The organism is Picosynechococcus sp. PCC 7117 (assembly GCF_001693275.1).
In the GTDB taxonomy this organism is placed as follows: domain Bacteria; phylum Cyanobacteriota; class Cyanobacteriia; order Cyanobacteriales; family MRBY01; genus MRBY01.
On record NZ_CP016477.1, the window covers coordinates 303043 to 318912 of the forward strand.

Genomic DNA, 15870 nt, shown 5'->3' on the forward strand with positions numbered 1-15870 from the left:
GTTAAATATTGATTCCGTGAGAAACAACAGGCTAGGCTAGATCCACTGTTTTTGTGCGGGTAGCTAACGTGAAGCGCGTAATTTTAATTCTGTTGACGATTATTACCCTGGTGCCGCTCCTGTCTTCGTTGTGGGCCAGTTTCCAGGAACCGCAGATCCAGGGCCGCCTCGAACTGTATCAAACCAACTTGGTGCTTCAGGCCGCAGAGTACGATCCCAATTCCACGGCCACGACTTCCCCTGAGGCGATCGCCACCCTCGTGACCCAACTGACGGGCCAAGATCCCTACAGTAGTGCGATCGCCCAGTATAAAAAAGTGCTCAGTAGTAGTGAAGCCCGCCAAAAACTCCTCACAGACTCTACAGAAACAAGCGCGACTCAAACCCAGGCGACCAAAAAGGCGATCGCTGAAACCGCCACTTTAATCGATGAACTCCAGCTCAGACTCGGAATTTTGTATGCCAGTCGCGGCAAGCTCGAACAAGCACAACAGCGATGGGAAGCCATTTCCGGAGAAGAATCTGATGGTTTGGCCCAAACTTTAGCGCCCCTCTGGCTTAACTCCCAAGCTCCCACTGACCCAGATGCCTTAACCCAGGCCCAGCTTGAAACCTGGTTCGAGCAACAAAATCTCCAAAAGCTATACCAAATTCAAGACAATCTTCCGGCACAACAGCAACTCCAGCAACAAATTCAACAGAATGCGCAACGGGCTTTTTTAAAATTAACGGTCATTACCGTCTTGCCCTTTAGTGTGGGGCTTTTTGGCTTGGGTTTTCTCATCTTTTTGGGCGTTCAAGCTTTCCGGAAGCAGGAAGCAGCCCTTTTGCACATTGATGATCAAGCGACTTGGAACACCCCCTGGAATGGAGAAATTATCTGGCAAGTTTTTATCGTTGGCTTCTTTCTCGTCGGTCAAATTATTTTGCCCCTTGCTTTACCTATCGCCCTCCAGGCCTTTAGCATCGATGCCACCGCTTGGAGTGTACGTGAAAAGGCTGTTTATACCCTCATCACCTATTCACTGATGGCGATCGCTGGTTTAATCGTTCTAGCGGCTTCGGTTTGGGAATTTCGGCCCCTCCCCCAGGGCTGGTTTCAGGTGAAATGGCTGGATAACTGGACGGTATGGGGATTTGGAGGCTACATGGTGGCCTTGCCGCTGGTGTTACTCGTTTCCCTACTCAATCAACAAATTTGGCAGGGCCAGGGGGGCAGTAATCCGATTTTGTTTCTCGCTCTCAAAGCCCAGGATCAGGTGGCTTTAACAATTTTCTTTTTGACGGCCTCGGTGATGGCTCCCCTCTTTGAAGAAATTATGTTCCGAGGTTTTCTATTGCCTTCTCTAACCCGTTATGTCCCAGTGTGGGGCAGCATTATTCTCAGTGCGTTCTTGTTTGCGATCGCCCACATGAGTTTGTCGGAAGTTCTACCTTTAATGACCCTGGGCATTATTTTGGGATTCGTTTATGTTAAATCCCGCAACCTGCTGGCCCCGATGCTCCTCCATAGTTTGTGGAACAGCGGCACTCTATTGAGTTTGTTTATTCTCGGTAGCTAGGTAGGGTTGCCCTCGGTGGGATTTTCCCGTAACCAAGTTTCTAGTTCTGTGGCTGACTCAAACCCAAATAGGCGATCGCTTAGGGCCTCCAGTTGAGTTAGATTCAGGGCCTGGATTTGTGGGGCGAATCCTGAAGCTTGCTCCGGGAAGCGTTGCTGAACAAATCGCAAAATCAACTTGCAAGCCTCCTCCTGTCGTCCTTCCTGGCGGCCTTGCTGTAGACCTTCTTCCATCCAAGACGTGACAATTCGCAGTACCTGGGCTTCCTCCTGGGGCTGAATTCGGTGTAGTTCCTGCTCAAAGATCTGCTGTTCTGCCATATTTAACCTCAGATAAGTATCCACAAAACCCGACAACAAATGAATTCTGGCCGAATCTAAACGAAGCGTCACAATCATCCGTAAACATTCTAACTTGACCTTTGGGCGTTCCTCTGAGCTAAAGTGCATCTTTGCCATGAGCGCAGCCGCAACGGGGTTTGGTTGGCGGAGAAAGTCATGCCACGGCAAGCGGTTCAATTAAATAGTCTGGAAAGAAAACCTGAGAATGTCCTTGGAAGGAAACGCCACCGAAAAAGTTTCCGGTTCTAGCCTCTGGGGAGAGCGGTAAGAAAATAAGGCAATGGGGTAAATGGGTAAACGATACTTTTCGTACAACCGCGCAAAATAGAGAAACATCCGTTCCGCAAAATCTGCTTGGGAGGTTGCTTGATTTTCAACGTGTACGAGAAAACAAGTCTCTTGGCCGCGAAAGTGAAGTTTCGCCACAATATCTACATTGCGACGCGTTTGGCCAGGTAGGTCATTGAAAACTTCTTGGGTAAGAAAAGTTAAGGAGTCCTGTTCGGCTGTTTCGAGGATTTCCGGCGCAAAAAGGGCGAGAAAATCCCAGAAAAAGGTCGTCAGCAACTCCTTAAACAACAAATCATGATCGATGGTTTGGGTCATGGTTCAACCGGAAAACCAAGGTAAAAGCAGTCTAAATTTCGTCGGGGATTACCCATTTGGGGGGTTCCATCATTTTCTTGAGGCGCGCTGCTTCGGCGATTTCGTGCATTTTGTCGATGGAGACGGTCTGCACAAATTCGCTGGCTTGGGCTGCATATTCTTTGTTGGGGCAGTCTTCCCCTAGGATGCAACCATTGACGCACTCAACGGCACAGTTTACGGTTTGACTCATTTTTCGCTCAAGGAGTTGAAGGTGTGTTGCTCTGTAGTGTAACGGTTTCAGCCTCAGCCACCACCGACAATGGTGACAATTTCTAGGCGATCGCCTGCTTGAATCAAGGTATGCTCCCACCGCTGACGGTGCAAAATTTCGCCGTTGTATTCCACTGCCACGAGGCGCGGGTTCATGCCCAATTGCTCAAGACAGCGGGGTAAAGATAACTCACTCGCAATGGTTTTTAGTTCACCATTCACCCAAACATCGATCATTTATGCCGTGGCCTCCTCAAGGTTTTGTAGGGTTTGTTGGCGGTGTAATTGGGCCGCAAAAAACTGAGCTGTCAGGGTCGGGTCTTCACTCTGCATCAAGGCCCGCACCACTGCAACCCGTTCGGCTCCGGCGGCCAGAACCTCGCCGAGATTTTCGGTGTCAATGCTGCCAATCGCAAACCAGGGCACAGGACAATTTTCCCTGGCATGGCTGACATAACTGTGACCCGCAGCGGCTTTCCCCGGTTTAGTAGGGGTTTCATACACGGGGCCAATACCCACATAATCGGCTCCTTCACTCAATGCTTTTTCTAATTCCGTGGGATTGGTGGTGGAGCGGCCAATAATTTTATCGGGGCCAAGGAGTTGGCGGGCAGTGGCAATGGGTAAATCCGTTTGGCCGAGGTGAACGCCGTCGGCATCCACGGCTAGGGCAAGATCCACACGGTCATTGACGAGGAATAAAGCATGGTAGCGATCGCATAATTTTTTCAGGGCGATCGCATTGGCAAACCGTTGTTCATCGGGGGTTTCTTTGTCACGGTATTGCACAATTTCAACGCCCCCCTGGAGAGCTGCTTCGGTCACTGCCAAGAGCTTTTCGTGGGGAGAAGTCACTAGATAAAGTCGTGCTTTTTCGAGACGTTGTTTCAGTTGGGGGCTAAAGAGTTGACTTTCGAGGGTATAGACCTGATACCGCATCTGTTTACAGGCGATCGCCATCTCCGTTTTGTAGAGTTTGGCGTACTCTTCTAGCACCCGGAGCGCTTCTTCGACCCGACAAAGATTGGCCCGGAGCAAATGATTAAGATCCGTGCGGCTTTCTTCCTGGGGATGACTGAGGCTGGTGCCTACATCGTTGGGCGTATCCCGTGCGGCGCGCAATTCGTCGTGATGCCATTGGGCCAGGGTTTGGCGCATTTCCTTGCAACGGGCGGCCAGTTCAGCATGGTTCAAGCCAAATCGAAACCATTCTTCAACAATGCGCAGTCCCTCCCTGGCTCGGTCAAGGTTGGCATCGAGGATGCGAAAAATAGCGGTGGTATCGGTGGAAGCAGGTTTAACCATGGTGACGGCGCACAAAACAGAATCGGCAGGCAAATTCTTACTTTATCGCATCTCCTAGGGGATCTCTGGATTTTGCCCCGGAGACAGGCGATCGCCTTTTAGAATACAGTAGTAACCCTGTGTTATTTTTTGTTGCCCAAGGCCATGGCCCTTCGTACCGTACCGCGACCCTTGCTTGATTCCGTTGATTCTTTAGAGATTGCATCCGTCACCTATCCCGTCGTAGAAACCTTTCATTCGATCCAGGGGGAAGGCTTTTGGTTTGGCACAGCAGCTTTTTTCATTCGCCTTGCCGGTTGTGATGTGGGTTGCCCCTGGTGTGACACAAAAATTTCCTGGAATCCGAAACGTCATCCCCAAGTTTCCGTTGGTCAATTAAGAGATCAAGTGCAAGTGGCCCAGCCGAAGATCATTGTCATTACGGGGGGGGAACCTTTGATGCATGACCTTTATCCTTTGACGATTGGGTTGAAAGAAACGGGTTTGCCGCTCCACCTAGAAACCTCCGGCGCCCATCCCCTCAGCGGTCATTTTGATTGGCTGACCCTGTCCCCAAAGCCTTTTAAAGCGCCATTGCCGGAAATTTACGATCAGGTCAGTGAATTAAAGGTCGTGATCGACCAAGCCACGGATTTTCAGTGGGCCGAAACCCAAGCCCAAAAAATTGCCGCAGAAATTCCGCAATATCTCCAACCCCAATGGGAAAATCCTGCCAGTCAGAGCCTTATTTTCGACTATATTTTGGCTCACCCCGAATGGCGTCTTGGTCTGCAAACCCATAAGTTTCTGGGGGTGCGCTAGATGAAACGGGCTGTTGTTTTACTCTCCGGTGGCTTGGATTCGGCCACCAGTGCCGCCCAGGCGATCGCCGATGGCTATGAAGTGTTTGCTCTCTCCTTTCGCTATGGTCAGAAACATAGCCGGGAATTGGTCGCCGCCCAGAAAATTGCCGAACATTTAGGGATCGCCGAGCATTTCATCATGGATGTGAATTTGTCCCAGTGGGGCGGATCTTCCCTAACTGACGTTAACCAAGCGATTCCCCAAAGTGGTGTCCAGACAGGGGATATTCCCTCGACCTATGTCCCCGGTCGTAATACGGTATTTTTGGCGATCGCCCTTTCTCTCGCTGAAGCAAAACAAGCCGAAGCGATCTACCTGGGGATCAATGCCGTGGACTATTCCGGTTATCCTGACTGTCGCCCCGAATATCTCGCCGCCTACCAGAAGTTAGCGGATCTGTCTTCCAAAGTTGGCATTGAAGGTCACGCACCCCAATTGGTTGCGCCCCTTGTGCTTGATACCAAAGTAGAAATTATCCAAAAGGCTGTGAAATTGGGGGTTCCCATTGCCGCAACCTGGTCTTGCTACCAAGGGGGAGAACATCCCTGCGGCTTATGTGATTCCTGCCGGATTCGGGATGAAGCCCTGATCAAAGCGGGTTATCCAGAGCTAACGAGCCAGAACATTCAAAAATAACCAAACAAAAACCCCCAGACCGAAACCGAGGGTTGGGGAAATTAGTGCTGGTCAAATCTAAGCCGCCTGCATCAGAAGATCGTCGAGTTTGCCTTGGTACTCTAGTTCATGGAGATCATCACAGCCGCCCACGTGCTGATCGTTAATAAAAACCTGGGGGAGACTACTGCGGCCATTGGCTCGGTCTGTCATGGCCTCCCGCGCTTGGCGATCGCCATCAATGCAATACTCTGTATATTCCACTTGCTTACTGTCGAGGAGATGCTTGGCCCGGATACAAAAAGGACAGGTGCTCCAAGTATAAATTTCAACGGTTGCAGCCATAATTTGGATTTTTCTGAAATGTAACAATTTATTTCAAGTTTAACGTTTCCTGGGCCTAAAAGCGGCGATGCCCTTTTCTCTCTGTAGGGAAATTTGAGCAAGCTTAAGGGCCAAAATTCCCTGTTTTTGCCATAAAATTGACAATTTATTTTCGTTATAAACTTCTTCCGCTACACTGGGAGGCTAGCCTTTTTCTCGGACTGCCATGGTTGCCGAATCGATCCAATACATCACAGAAAATCCGATTTTTACGTTTATTCTGCTGCTGTTGGTCTCCCTGACCATTCCCCCTATTTTTGAACGGCTGAATTTACCTGGCTTGGTGGGCTTACTCTTTGCAGGGATTATCCTTGGTGAAAATGCCCTAGGCCTCCTCGACTCAGAGAGTGAAACAATGGTTTTATTCTCGGAAGTGGGCAAAATTTACCTGATGTTTGTGGCCGGATTAGAAATTAATTTGGCGGAGTTTCGGAAAACCCAAGATCGCTCCATTGGCTTTGGTTTTTTGACATTTATTGTGCCGTTAACGATGGGAACGGTGGTCGGCCTCAGCTTTGATTTTGGTTGGAATGCGGCGATTCTCATTGGGTCTTTATTGGCTTCCCATACGTTGTTGGGTTACCCAATTATTAATCGGCTAGGGATTCTCAATAATGAGAGTGTAACGGTCACGATTGGCGCGACGATTTTTACGGACATTGCGGCTTTGTTGGTGCTGGCGATCTGTGTGTCAATTCACCAGGGCGATTTTTCTACGGCTTCTTTGGTCTTGCAACTGGCATTATTGGTGGGCTACGGAGCTTTGGTACTTTTCGGTCTGTCCTGGCTTGGTCGAGAATTTTTCCAGCGCAATGGGGATGAAGAGGGCAATCAATTTTTATTTATTTTGCTGGCTGTCTTTCTCGCGTCAGTGGGGGCCCAGGTGATCAATGTCGATAAAATTGTGGGGGCTTTTTTGGCGGGTTTGGCGGTCAATGATGTGGTCGGCAAAAGCCCGGTAGAGGAAAAAATCGAATTTGTGGGCAGTACGCTATTTATTCCATTCTTCTTTGTGGGGATGGGGTTACTGCTTGATATTCCGGCATTTATTAATAATTTGCTCTATGAATTTCCTCTCACGTTTTCGATTGTGGGTGGGTTGTTGTTGTCTAAATTTATTGCGGCGGCGATCGCCAAACAGATTTATCGCTATAGCTGGGCCGAAACCCTCACGATGTGGTCGTTGTCGATCCCCCAGGTGGCGGCAACCCTGGCGGCGGCCTTGGTTGGTTTCCGGGTGGGACTGATCAGCGAATCGGTATTTAATGCGGTGATCGTGCTGATGCTAGTCACTTCGATGCTGGGGCCGGTGTTAACCCGTCGCTTTGGCCGTTTATTACCCAGTAGTGGCAAGGATATTGCCCTGACAACGGTTAAGGTGTCGCCATCGACGGATCGGTTCAAAATTGTTGTGCCCATTGCCAATCCCAGCACCAAGGATTATTTGCTCGAAGCAGCAGGGCTTTTAACTCGTATTCGTCAAGGGGTTGTGATGCCTGTGTCGATTGTGACGGGCCACGCCCACATGGATGATCCGGCAGTGATGACGGGGATCAACCGGAGTCAAAGCTTACTCCAAGAGGCGATCGCCCAGGGGGAGCAACTGCAAATTACAATGCAACCAAAAATTCGCATCGATGACGATGTGGCCGCCGGGATCAGTCGCGTGGCCCGGGAAGAAAATGCCAACTTAATTTTGATGGGCTGGGGAAAAACCGAGGGTCTCAAAGCAAGGCTCCTGGGGACTTTAATTCATAATGTCTGTTGGTCGGCCCATTGCCCGGTGGCGGTCGTGCGTCTCTTGGATGACCCGAAAAATTTGCGGCGGATCATGGTGCCCTTTAAAGGGATCTCAGCCCAAAATTTACAGATGGTGCAATTTGCTGAACTTTTGGCGATCGCCAACCAAGCCGAAGTCACCGTCTTCCATGTGTGCGAAACCTGGATGACCAAAGACCAACGCAACTTGCTCAAAGCCGACCTAGAAAATGCCCTGCAAAATGCCGGAATCACCACCAAAATGCAGATTCGGATCATCCGTTACCACGACGTGGCCAAGGCAATTCTCCATGACGCCAAAGACTTCGACCTTGTCATTCTGCACTCTACCCGTTACCGTACCGCCGGAGGCCTAGCTGTGGGCGATGTCACCACAAAAATTTCGAGCCAAATCCAAACATCCGTCGTCATTTTCAACGAACTCTAGCCCTCATTCGCCTAACAAAAGTAGCGTTTTTTAAAGTTCAACCTAAAGCCAGTGCTTTGGATAAGGACGTCCCGGCACCACACGACTAAAAATTACCGTCAACCACACAATCAACACAGAACCGCATAAAGCAGGCGTCAAAATAAATTGCCAGGACGCATGACTCAAAATACCAATTAAGGCTACGGCCCCCGAAGGCGGATGGACGGTTCGGGTCAGTTGCATGAGCTTAATCGTCACTGCCACCGCCAAACCCATAACCCAGGGCGCATCTCCGAACAAGTGAAATAACACCACACAACTGCAAGCCCCAATTACATTCCCCACAATTACGTTGCGGGGCTGGGCTAATGGACTATCCGGCACCCCAAATACCAGCACGGCCGTGGCCCCAAAGGGAGCCGCAATCAAAGGATAGGAACTATAAACCGAGATGTAAGCCAGGGTCGAAATACCAATAAAACTGCCTAAAAATGACAAACCAATATGTTGTCGGGAGAAGCTGGGTTGATGTCTACGGCTCTGTTGCAGCGTATAAAATTTGCGTCGCCACCGCCTCAAAATTGCTGTATTAGAACGTTTTTTTAATCGAATAGATGCCCGCCGGGGAAATGATGACATAAAACTTCCAATCAAGATCGATAGGATTGCTGGATTTTAATAACCTTGCTTCATGCAATTATTTAAATTTATCATGACGTTCTTGCATTTATGGCTTTTTTATGAGATCAATTTTTAATTTCAAGGTCAATTTTTGCTTATAAAGTCAGCTAAAAATCAGCCTATTTTTAATCGAATCAAATGTCATCAACAAATCAAAAAATAAAAAAACGAGGGAAGTATTCTTCCCCCGTACAAAAGCATTCATGGTTATTACTCGAAACTTTAGCCCCCTGCCACAGCGGGTACAATGCTGACCTCATCACCGTCATTTAGAGCAGTATCGACACCGTTCAGAAAACGGATATCTTCTTCATTGACGTAGAGGTTTAAAAAGCGTCGAGGATTGCCCTGTTCATCACAGAGGCGAGCCTTAATGCCGGGGCAGTTTGCTTCTAGGGAATCGAGCAATTCTTTAATGGAAGAACCAGCGCATTCAACGGTGGGTTGATCCTTCGTAAACTTTTGGAGGGGAGTTGGAACTAAAACTTTAATTGCCATTTTGAGTCAGACAAATTTTTTTAAAACTAAACGATAAGGAACAGGGATTGGGTCAGATCTACCGTGCAGTGACAATGAGAAAAGACCCAATTTAGAACAGCAACTATACCAAAGTTTGCTGCCACTCTAGACGCTCGAGGGTGCGGGCACGATCAAGAGCCTGCTCGAAACTTTCCAGGTTGGCTTCGATGGTGAGGGGTTCACCAGCAGCATTTTGTACTGCTTCTTGGGTCTTGAGGCCGTTCCCAGTGATGTAGACGACTGTCTTCTCGTCGGGGTTGATCTTGCCTGCTTCTACGAGTTTTTTCAAAACGGCAATGGTGGTGCCACCAGCAGTTTCGGTGAAAATGCCTTCGGTTTCAGCAAGGAGTTTGATTCCGTCAACAATTTCGGCATCGGTGACGTCTTCAATGTTGCCGTTGGTTTTGTTGGCGATTTCTACGGCGTAGACACCATCGGCCGGGTTGCCAATCGCAATGGACTTGGCGATCGTGTTGGGCTTCACAGGAGTAATAAAGTCACGGCCTTCTTTGTAGGCCTGAGAAATGGGAGAGCAACCTTCAGCTTGGGCACCGCTGAAACGAACCGCTTTGTCTTCAACAAGACCGACTTTGACGAATTCGTTAAAGCCTTTGTAGATCTTGGTGAAGAGGGAACCGGAAGCCAGGGGCGCAACCACGTGGTCGGGGAGTTCCCAGCCAAGTTGTTCGATGACTTCATAGCCCAGGGTCTTGGAGCCTTCGGAGTAGTAGGGGCGGAGGTTGATATTCACAAAGCCCCAGCCGTGGGAGTTGGCAACTTCAGAACAGAGGCGATTCACCTGGTCATAGTTGCCGTGGACGGCCATCAGAATGGGGTTGTAAATCAGCGTGCCGAGGACTTTCCCGGCTTCGAGATCGGAGGGGATAAAGACGCAACAGTCTAATCCGGCATGGGCGGCGATCGCCGCTGTGGAGTTTGCCAAATTACCAGTGCTGGCACAGGAAACGGTCGAGAAACCTAATTCGCGGGCGCGGGTCAGGGCAACGGATACCACCCGATCCTTGAAACTCAAGGTGGGCATATTCACCGCGTCATTTTTAATGTAAAGCTCCTTGATGCCGAGACGACGGGCCAAACGGTTCGCTTTGAGGAGGGGCGTAAAGCCAGTGCCCACATCAATGGGTTCTCCGGCAACGGGCAAAAATTCTTTGTAGCGCCAGATGGACTTGGGGCCAGCTTCGATGCTTTCACGGCTCACTTTGCTGGCGATTTTCTCGTAGTCGTACTTCACTTCGAGGGGGCCAAAGCAAAACTCACACACGTGGAGGGCTTTGGGTTCGTACTCAGCGCCACATTCCTTACAGGCGAGGGCGGTGAAGTTGGCGGTGTCGAGGGAGGCGACGGCGGTATCAAGGGTTGCTTGCGTCATTAGGGTTTTCTCCGTTTCCATGAATGCTGAATGCTTAATTGAAAGCCATAGTAAACAGTTCCAAAACTGTCGTCAATCATACCCGATAAAAATAGTCGGGATTAAATCTGCGTAAAAAGAAAGAGGCGATCGCCTCTTCTCCCCCAAAAATATTCTCCCCTGGGGGAGATGCCGCTAGGCAGAGGGGGTCATTCCGGCAAGGTCTTATCCTGTACACCCCGCATAATCCGCGACAACTCCGACTTCTCATCCACGGCAATCCGCGTCGGCGAACCACTAATAATCCGTTCGTAGTTTCGGAAAGAATCCTTAATCGCTGCCCCACCTTCACTGATGGTGTATTCCCGAATGCCCTTGTCATGCCAAGATCCCCGCATCTTAAAGACGTTGATCGCCCGGGACATCTCGCCGCGAATCTCGACATATTGCAGCATTAGAATCGTGTCCGTAATCGTCGAAATGTGAGATTCCGTAATCGAGTGGGCCCCCATAAACTGATCCGTTGTATTCGTAAAGAAGCCCGTAATCTCTTCCTGTTTCGCGTAACCCGTTACCCCAATCACAAATTGGCGAAACGCATTATTGGTCACGCCCCGCGCTAACGCTGATAGTGAGTCAATCGCAATCCGGGACGGCTTAAATTCAGAAATTTCTGACTTAATCATCTGCAAGTGATCCTCCAGACCCGCCGACTCTGGATAGGAACAGAGTAACTTGAGCAGCCCTTTGCGTTCCATCTCCTCAAAATCAATCCCCCAGGAAGAGGCATTACGCGATAACTGTGCCCGAGACTCTTCATAGGCAAACAGGATCGCCCGTTCGCCGCGCCGACAACCTTCTTCGAGGAACTTACTTACGAGTAAAGTCTTTCCAGTACCTGTGGCTCCCGTGGCTAGGATGATCGAATCTTTAAAGAAACCGCCGCCGCACATTTTATCCAGGGTTTCCACCCCGGAAGAAATCCGTGCATTAGAAGACCGCTGGGTCAGACGCATTGCCCCCAGTGGGAAAATATTGATCCCGTCGTTGGTGATCGTGAAGGGATATTCCCCCTTCATGTGGGTTGTTCCCCGCAGCTTAAGGATTTCAATAGTGCGTCGCCGCCGTTCCCCTTCTAGGACATTCCGCAGGATCACCACGTTATCTGAGACAAATTCTTCGACCCCAAAGCGGGCTACAGGGCCATATTCATCCAGTCTTTCCGTGGTCATGATTGAAGTGACCGCAAGGTGTTTCAATCGCGCAACCAGGCGAAAAATTTCCCGCCGGACGACGGGGGCAGCATCATATTGCTGAAAAACCGCTGTCACCGAGTCAATGGAAACAAGCTTGGCATTATATTTACGAATCGCGTATTGAATCCGTTCAATCAAGGCAGATAGATCAAAGTTACCCACCACTTCTTGACCATCGGGATCTGGGGAAGCATCGAGAATAAAGAGCTTACCTTCATCAACGAGACTTTGGAGATCCCAACCGAAGCTATGGGCGTTCTGGATAATATCCCGGGGAGATTCCTCAAAGGTGACAAAAAGCCCTGGGTAATCGAAATGCTTGATGCCGTGGTAAAGAAACTGAATTGCCAATAAGGTTTTCCCAGTCCCCGAAGTACCACTCACTAGGGTTGTTCTGCCTGAGGGTAAACCACCATGACTAATCTCATCGAGACCTTCGATGAGGGTACGGATTTTTTGGACGCCTTTGATGGCACCGTTATTAGAGGAGGTGGGCTGATTCATTACGACTTAGGGACTGGAGATATAAATAAAAAAACGAAGAGATTTAACTAGGGTTGTCCTAATGCAGGGAGAGCAAGCGCTTGAAACGCCATCTTTTTGGACGGCATAGCCTGATAACCCAACGAGACGAAGGAAGTATACGAAATCAAATGGCTTTATCCTACTAGAAAGTGCTCCTGTTCTTAAAGCTCTTCTTCCCGTTCTAAAAACTCTTCGTAAAGGAGATCGAGACCAATCAATACTTTTTCTCGGTCGGAGAGGTCACCGATGATCTTACGGACGGGAGGTGGAAGCACTTTGGAGAGGGTTGGTGTCGCCAAAATCTTATCTTCTTCGGCTAGTTGGGGGTTTTGGAGGACATCAATTACTTTTAGGGCATAGACCCCTTTAAAGTCGGTTTCTAAAATATTTTTTAAGGTTTTGAGGGCGCGGACAGAGTTGGGGGTATTGCCAGCCACATAAAGCTTTAAAACATAAGTTTTCTTTAGGAGGTTCATAGACAAGGCTGATGTGGGTAGGAATAGGGTTAGGTGCTAGGCGTCGTGGAGGGGAATGATTTCATCCTAGTCTATCCGAAATAGAAGTTCAAAAGGTAGATCTTCACGGGGGATGGAACGACGATACATTTCACACAAGTGGGCGACGATATCGATGAGGGTAAGGCGATAGTCTAGGAGGATTTCTTCGCTTCTCCCTTCAAGTTTGAGCTGTTGGGCGAATTCGTCCATTAACTTCATGTGAGTTTCGAGGATGTAGGAGACAGAAACATCGGCAAAAAAAGCCTGATTGACAAATTGATCAATGGCTTGATTTGTGGGGAGATCACCACTGAAGTAGCTTAGGACAATATCGCGATAATCGGCGACAAATTGCTCCCGAAATTCTTGCTGTTCTTCGGGGGAAAGACTGCGATAAAAATATTTGGGATTGCGCTTGTAATAAACGCCGAGATAGCCTAATCGTTCCCGTAATTTTTCGGCGAGACGGCGCTGTTGTAACAGTAAAAAAGCTTGGTGGGTTTTATCGGGATCGCTGTGGTGGGGATCTTGGGGTTTGTCGCTCAGGGCACAGCTTGGGGCGAGGTGCAAAAATTGGGCGATCGCCTGATCGATGGTCAACGATAAGTTTTCGAGATTGGCAAAATCCAGGTATTTTTCGGCACTATGGTATAGCTGCTCGGAGACATCTTCTTGGGAAATTTCACAGGCGGTGGTCGGCCCAAGAAAGACACAGGGGAGTAAAATTCCACTCTGAGTTAAGCGCTCAAAATAGTCTTGGTTTTCTTTCCCTCGAACAACCACAAGGCAGTCAATTTGTTCTTTATTTGCCTCAAGAAATGCCAGGAATTTTTGGCCATAGTCAAGGAGCTTGATCTGATAGCGATCGCCTGTCAATTGAGCTTCAATTTTTCCGGGTTGAAAACCAGGAGGTGTAACTAGATAAAGGGAGAGTTTAGAAACCAAAGTAGACCGACCAACATCGAAATAAGCTTAAGTTAAAGGATAGCTTTCTTTTAATAATGGGACAATTATAAAGATAAGCTTAATTTTTTTTGCTTGCTTGGGGTTACGGTAACATCTTTTGTCAAAATAGGCTGAGATTTTACCGGAAATTTAGCGCCAGCATTATTTTTGTACCCGCAACAGTTCGTAGGGCGATCTTTCCAGGAGGAGATCAAGGGTTTTGTCCCCTAGGGGAAGTTCTGGGCGGGTGGATGTGCGCACCACCAACAGAAAAGAAGAATTGGCCTGGGTTAAGGTGCTATCGATGGCGGCGAGTTCCTCTTCTTTATCATCGTCAATAAAGAGAATATCTTGGCCTGTATAGAAGACGAGGCTCGGCTTTTCAAACCCCACCATCATCACTGTTTCGTCAGGCCGCTGCTGGGCTGTAATGGTATCGGCAATTTCCCGGAGACTGGCTTGGCGAGCTTGATCCAGCAAAGTGCTGGCGGGTAGTAAAACAAGGACAATAAATGCCACCATAATCGCCCCATTAGCTAGCCAGATCCCCAGGCGCGATCGCCACACACAAACCGCAAGAACAACCGCCCCCAGGAGCCAAATCCCACAGCCCCACCAAGCAAGGTTTGATTGGGCATAGGTCGTAGCCAGATCCGGGGCCGCAGGATCATAACCAATGACTTGGGGGCTATAGATCATAAACCCGCTGAGAATCAGCAACAGCCCCACATTGGCGATCGCACTCCAACGGAATCCTGTTGAGGGTTGCCGGGGCGTTTCAATAACATGGCTGAGAAACAACGCCACCAAAATTGCGGCGGCGGGCAAGAGGGGAATTGTATAACTCGGTAGTTTGGTGACGGCGATGGTAAAGAAGCCAAAAATCACCCCAAACCAAATGCTTGCAAAGACGGCAAGGTGGGTAGAACGCGCCTCCTGACGCCAACGGGCCGGACGATGTAACTTGAGTCGGGCGATCGCCGCTGGTAGATACACAGACCAGGGCAAAAACCCCACCAATACCACTGGAAAGTAAAAATACCAGGGAGCATCGTGGCCATTGACTACCCCCGTAAACCGATCAAAATTGTGGTAGCCAAAAAAACTATCAATGTACGCTTGGCCATTGCGGAGGGTCACCAGGACAAACCAAGGTAAGGCGATCGCCGTGAAGATCAAAGCCCCAGTCAAGGGTTTCGCTTCCCCCAGCAGTACCTCACGGAACTTGCCGACATAAAGCAAAAAGAGCATGATCACGAGTCCCGGCACCACGATCCCCACCGGCCCTTTGGTCAAGACCGCACAGGCAAATAACGCGTAAGCCGCCATGTACCAGCCATTGGGTAACCAGCGATTGATCGGCTGTCCACCGCTACCATAACCATAGAAAAAACAAATCAAGCCCCCACTAAAGCAACCATTAAGGAGCATATCGGAGACCCCCTGCCGCGCCCAGACAATGGTTTGTAAGTTCAAGGCGATTAAGCTACTGCCGATCCAAGCTGCCAGCCAGAGTTTGCGTTGGGTATTAGGAGCTTCGGGATTTTGGGCCGCCGCCGCTGTACCAAAACCAAACTGACGCAGCACCACAAAAACCAAGACCATTAAACCAAGAGCCGCAAAGGCAGAGGGTAATCTGGCCCCCCAGGCATTCACCCCAACAATTTTGTAGGCGATCGCCATCAGCCAATACACCAGGGGCGGCTTATCAAAGCGGGTGGCATCGTTGTAATAGGGCGTAATCCAATCCCCTGTGGCTAACATCCGTCGGGCCGCATCCGCAAACATGGGTTCCGTTTCATCCACGAGGCCCACAGCGCCAAGATGCCAAAAAAAAGCGAGTCCCCCCAGGAGACCCAAGGCGATCGCCGAAATGATCCCCGTGGTTTTCGGGAATTTCTCATAGCTGTGGTACCAACGACGAACAGAATCAAGGGGCGACATGGGCAAATTGGAGGATTTTAAGTAAAAAACTTCAGCGA

17 protein-coding genes are annotated in these 15870 nt (G+C 49.4%); 4 read left to right on the top strand and 13 right to left on the bottom strand.

The genetic code is table 11. The features are described from left to right. Positions 1 to 68 precede the first annotated feature (68 nt). On the top strand, positions 69 to 1562 hold the full coding sequence (locus AWQ22_RS01445; protein ID WP_232321435.1) for a type II CAAX endopeptidase family protein: 1494 nt from the start codon (positions 69 to 71) through the stop codon (positions 1560 to 1562). Here AWQ22_RS01445 and AWQ22_RS17030 read toward each other — a convergent pair. The 5 genes from AWQ22_RS17030 to AWQ22_RS01465 are packed head-to-tail and all read right to left on the bottom strand — an operon-like array spanning position 1559 to position 4066. Beyond that, on the bottom strand, positions 1559 to 2020 hold the full coding sequence (locus tag AWQ22_RS17030; protein WP_232321437.1) for a DUF4351 domain-containing protein: 462 nt from the start codon (positions 2018 to 2020) through the stop codon (positions 1559 to 1561). The genes AWQ22_RS01445 and AWQ22_RS17030 overlap by 4 nt on opposite strands. Positions 2021 to 2080: 60 nt before the next feature. Further along, a complete protein-coding gene (locus AWQ22_RS17035) occupies positions 2081 to 2509 on the bottom strand; it encodes a hypothetical protein (protein ID WP_232321439.1) in 429 nt (142 codons plus the stop codon). Between the two features lie 31 nt (positions 2510 to 2540). After that, the gene (locus tag AWQ22_RS01455) at positions 2541 to 2741 is read right to left on the bottom strand and encodes a hypothetical protein (protein WP_012305911.1); all 201 of its coding nucleotides are present in this window, start codon (positions 2739 to 2741) and stop codon (positions 2541 to 2543) included. A 53-nt stretch (positions 2742 to 2794) separates the two neighbouring features. Continuing rightward, the gene (gene thiS / locus AWQ22_RS01460) at positions 2795 to 2998 is read right to left on the bottom strand and encodes a sulfur carrier protein ThiS (RefSeq protein WP_012305912.1); all 204 of its coding nucleotides are present in this window, start codon (positions 2996 to 2998) and stop codon (positions 2795 to 2797) included. Beyond that, the gene (locus AWQ22_RS01465; RefSeq protein ID WP_065709959.1) at positions 2999 to 4066 is read right to left on the bottom strand and encodes a thiamine phosphate synthase; all 1068 of its coding nucleotides are present in this window, start codon (positions 4064 to 4066) and stop codon (positions 2999 to 3001) included. Positions 4067 to 4210: 144 nt separating this feature from the next. On the opposite strand from AWQ22_RS01465, the gene AWQ22_RS01470 reads away from it, so the two are divergent. Both AWQ22_RS01470 and queC read left to right on the top strand, forming a co-directional pair. Beyond that, positions 4211 to 4867, top strand: a complete 657-nt coding sequence (locus AWQ22_RS01470; protein WP_065709960.1) for a 7-carboxy-7-deazaguanine synthase QueE — start codon at positions 4211 to 4213, stop codon at positions 4865 to 4867. Then, a complete protein-coding gene (gene queC / locus AWQ22_RS01475) occupies positions 4868 to 5545 on the top strand; it encodes a 7-cyano-7-deazaguanine synthase QueC (RefSeq protein ID WP_065709961.1) in 678 nt (225 codons plus the stop codon). A gap of 57 nt (positions 5546 to 5602) precedes the next feature. On the opposite strand, the gene grxC is transcribed toward queC, so the two are convergent. Then, positions 5603 to 5869, bottom strand: a complete 267-nt coding sequence (grxC, locus tag AWQ22_RS01480) for a glutaredoxin 3 (RefSeq protein WP_030006074.1) — start codon at positions 5867 to 5869, stop codon at positions 5603 to 5605. 205 nt (positions 5870 to 6074) lie between these two features. Between grxC and AWQ22_RS01485 the strand changes: the two genes are divergently transcribed. After that, the gene (locus AWQ22_RS01485; protein WP_065709962.1) at positions 6075 to 8114 is read left to right on the top strand and encodes a cation:proton antiporter; all 2040 of its coding nucleotides are present in this window, start codon (positions 6075 to 6077) and stop codon (positions 8112 to 8114) included. A 42-nt stretch (positions 8115 to 8156) separates the two neighbouring features. Here the strand turns inward: AWQ22_RS01485 and AWQ22_RS01490 are convergent, their stop codons facing one another. The 7 genes from AWQ22_RS01490 to AWQ22_RS01520 form a co-directional block, all read right to left on the bottom strand. Continuing rightward, the gene (locus tag AWQ22_RS01490; protein WP_030006076.1) at positions 8157 to 8735 is read right to left on the bottom strand and encodes an HPP family protein; all 579 of its coding nucleotides are present in this window, start codon (positions 8733 to 8735) and stop codon (positions 8157 to 8159) included. Positions 8736 to 8999: 264 nt separating this feature from the next. Next, entirely contained in the window at positions 9000 to 9275 is a 276-nt protein-coding gene (locus AWQ22_RS01495) for a MoaD/ThiS family protein (RefSeq protein WP_012305919.1), read from the bottom strand. A gap of 103 nt (positions 9276 to 9378) precedes the next feature. Further along, on the bottom strand, positions 9379 to 10686 hold the full coding sequence (gene thrC / locus AWQ22_RS01500; protein WP_012305920.1) for a threonine synthase: 1308 nt from the start codon (positions 10684 to 10686) through the stop codon (positions 9379 to 9381). 188 nt (positions 10687 to 10874) lie between these two features. Further along, positions 10875 to 12425, bottom strand: coding sequence for a circadian clock protein KaiC (gene kaiC, locus AWQ22_RS01505; RefSeq protein WP_012305921.1), 1551 nt, complete (start codon positions 12423 to 12425; stop codon positions 10875 to 10877). A 182-nt stretch (positions 12426 to 12607) separates the two neighbouring features. Continuing rightward, positions 12608 to 12922, bottom strand: coding sequence for a circadian clock protein KaiB (gene kaiB / locus AWQ22_RS01510; RefSeq protein ID WP_030006078.1), 315 nt, complete (start codon positions 12920 to 12922; stop codon positions 12608 to 12610). Between the two features lie 66 nt (positions 12923 to 12988). After that, positions 12989 to 13888, bottom strand: coding sequence for a circadian clock protein KaiA (locus AWQ22_RS01515; protein WP_065709963.1), 900 nt, complete (start codon positions 13886 to 13888; stop codon positions 12989 to 12991). 162 nt (positions 13889 to 14050) lie between these two features. Beyond that, positions 14051 to 15832 carry a glycosyltransferase family 39 protein gene (locus AWQ22_RS01520; RefSeq protein WP_065709964.1) on the bottom strand — a complete coding sequence of 594 codons (1782 nt, stop codon included), beginning with the start codon at positions 15830 to 15832 and terminating at the stop codon, positions 14051 to 14053. Positions 15833 to 15870: the final 38 nt, after the last annotated feature.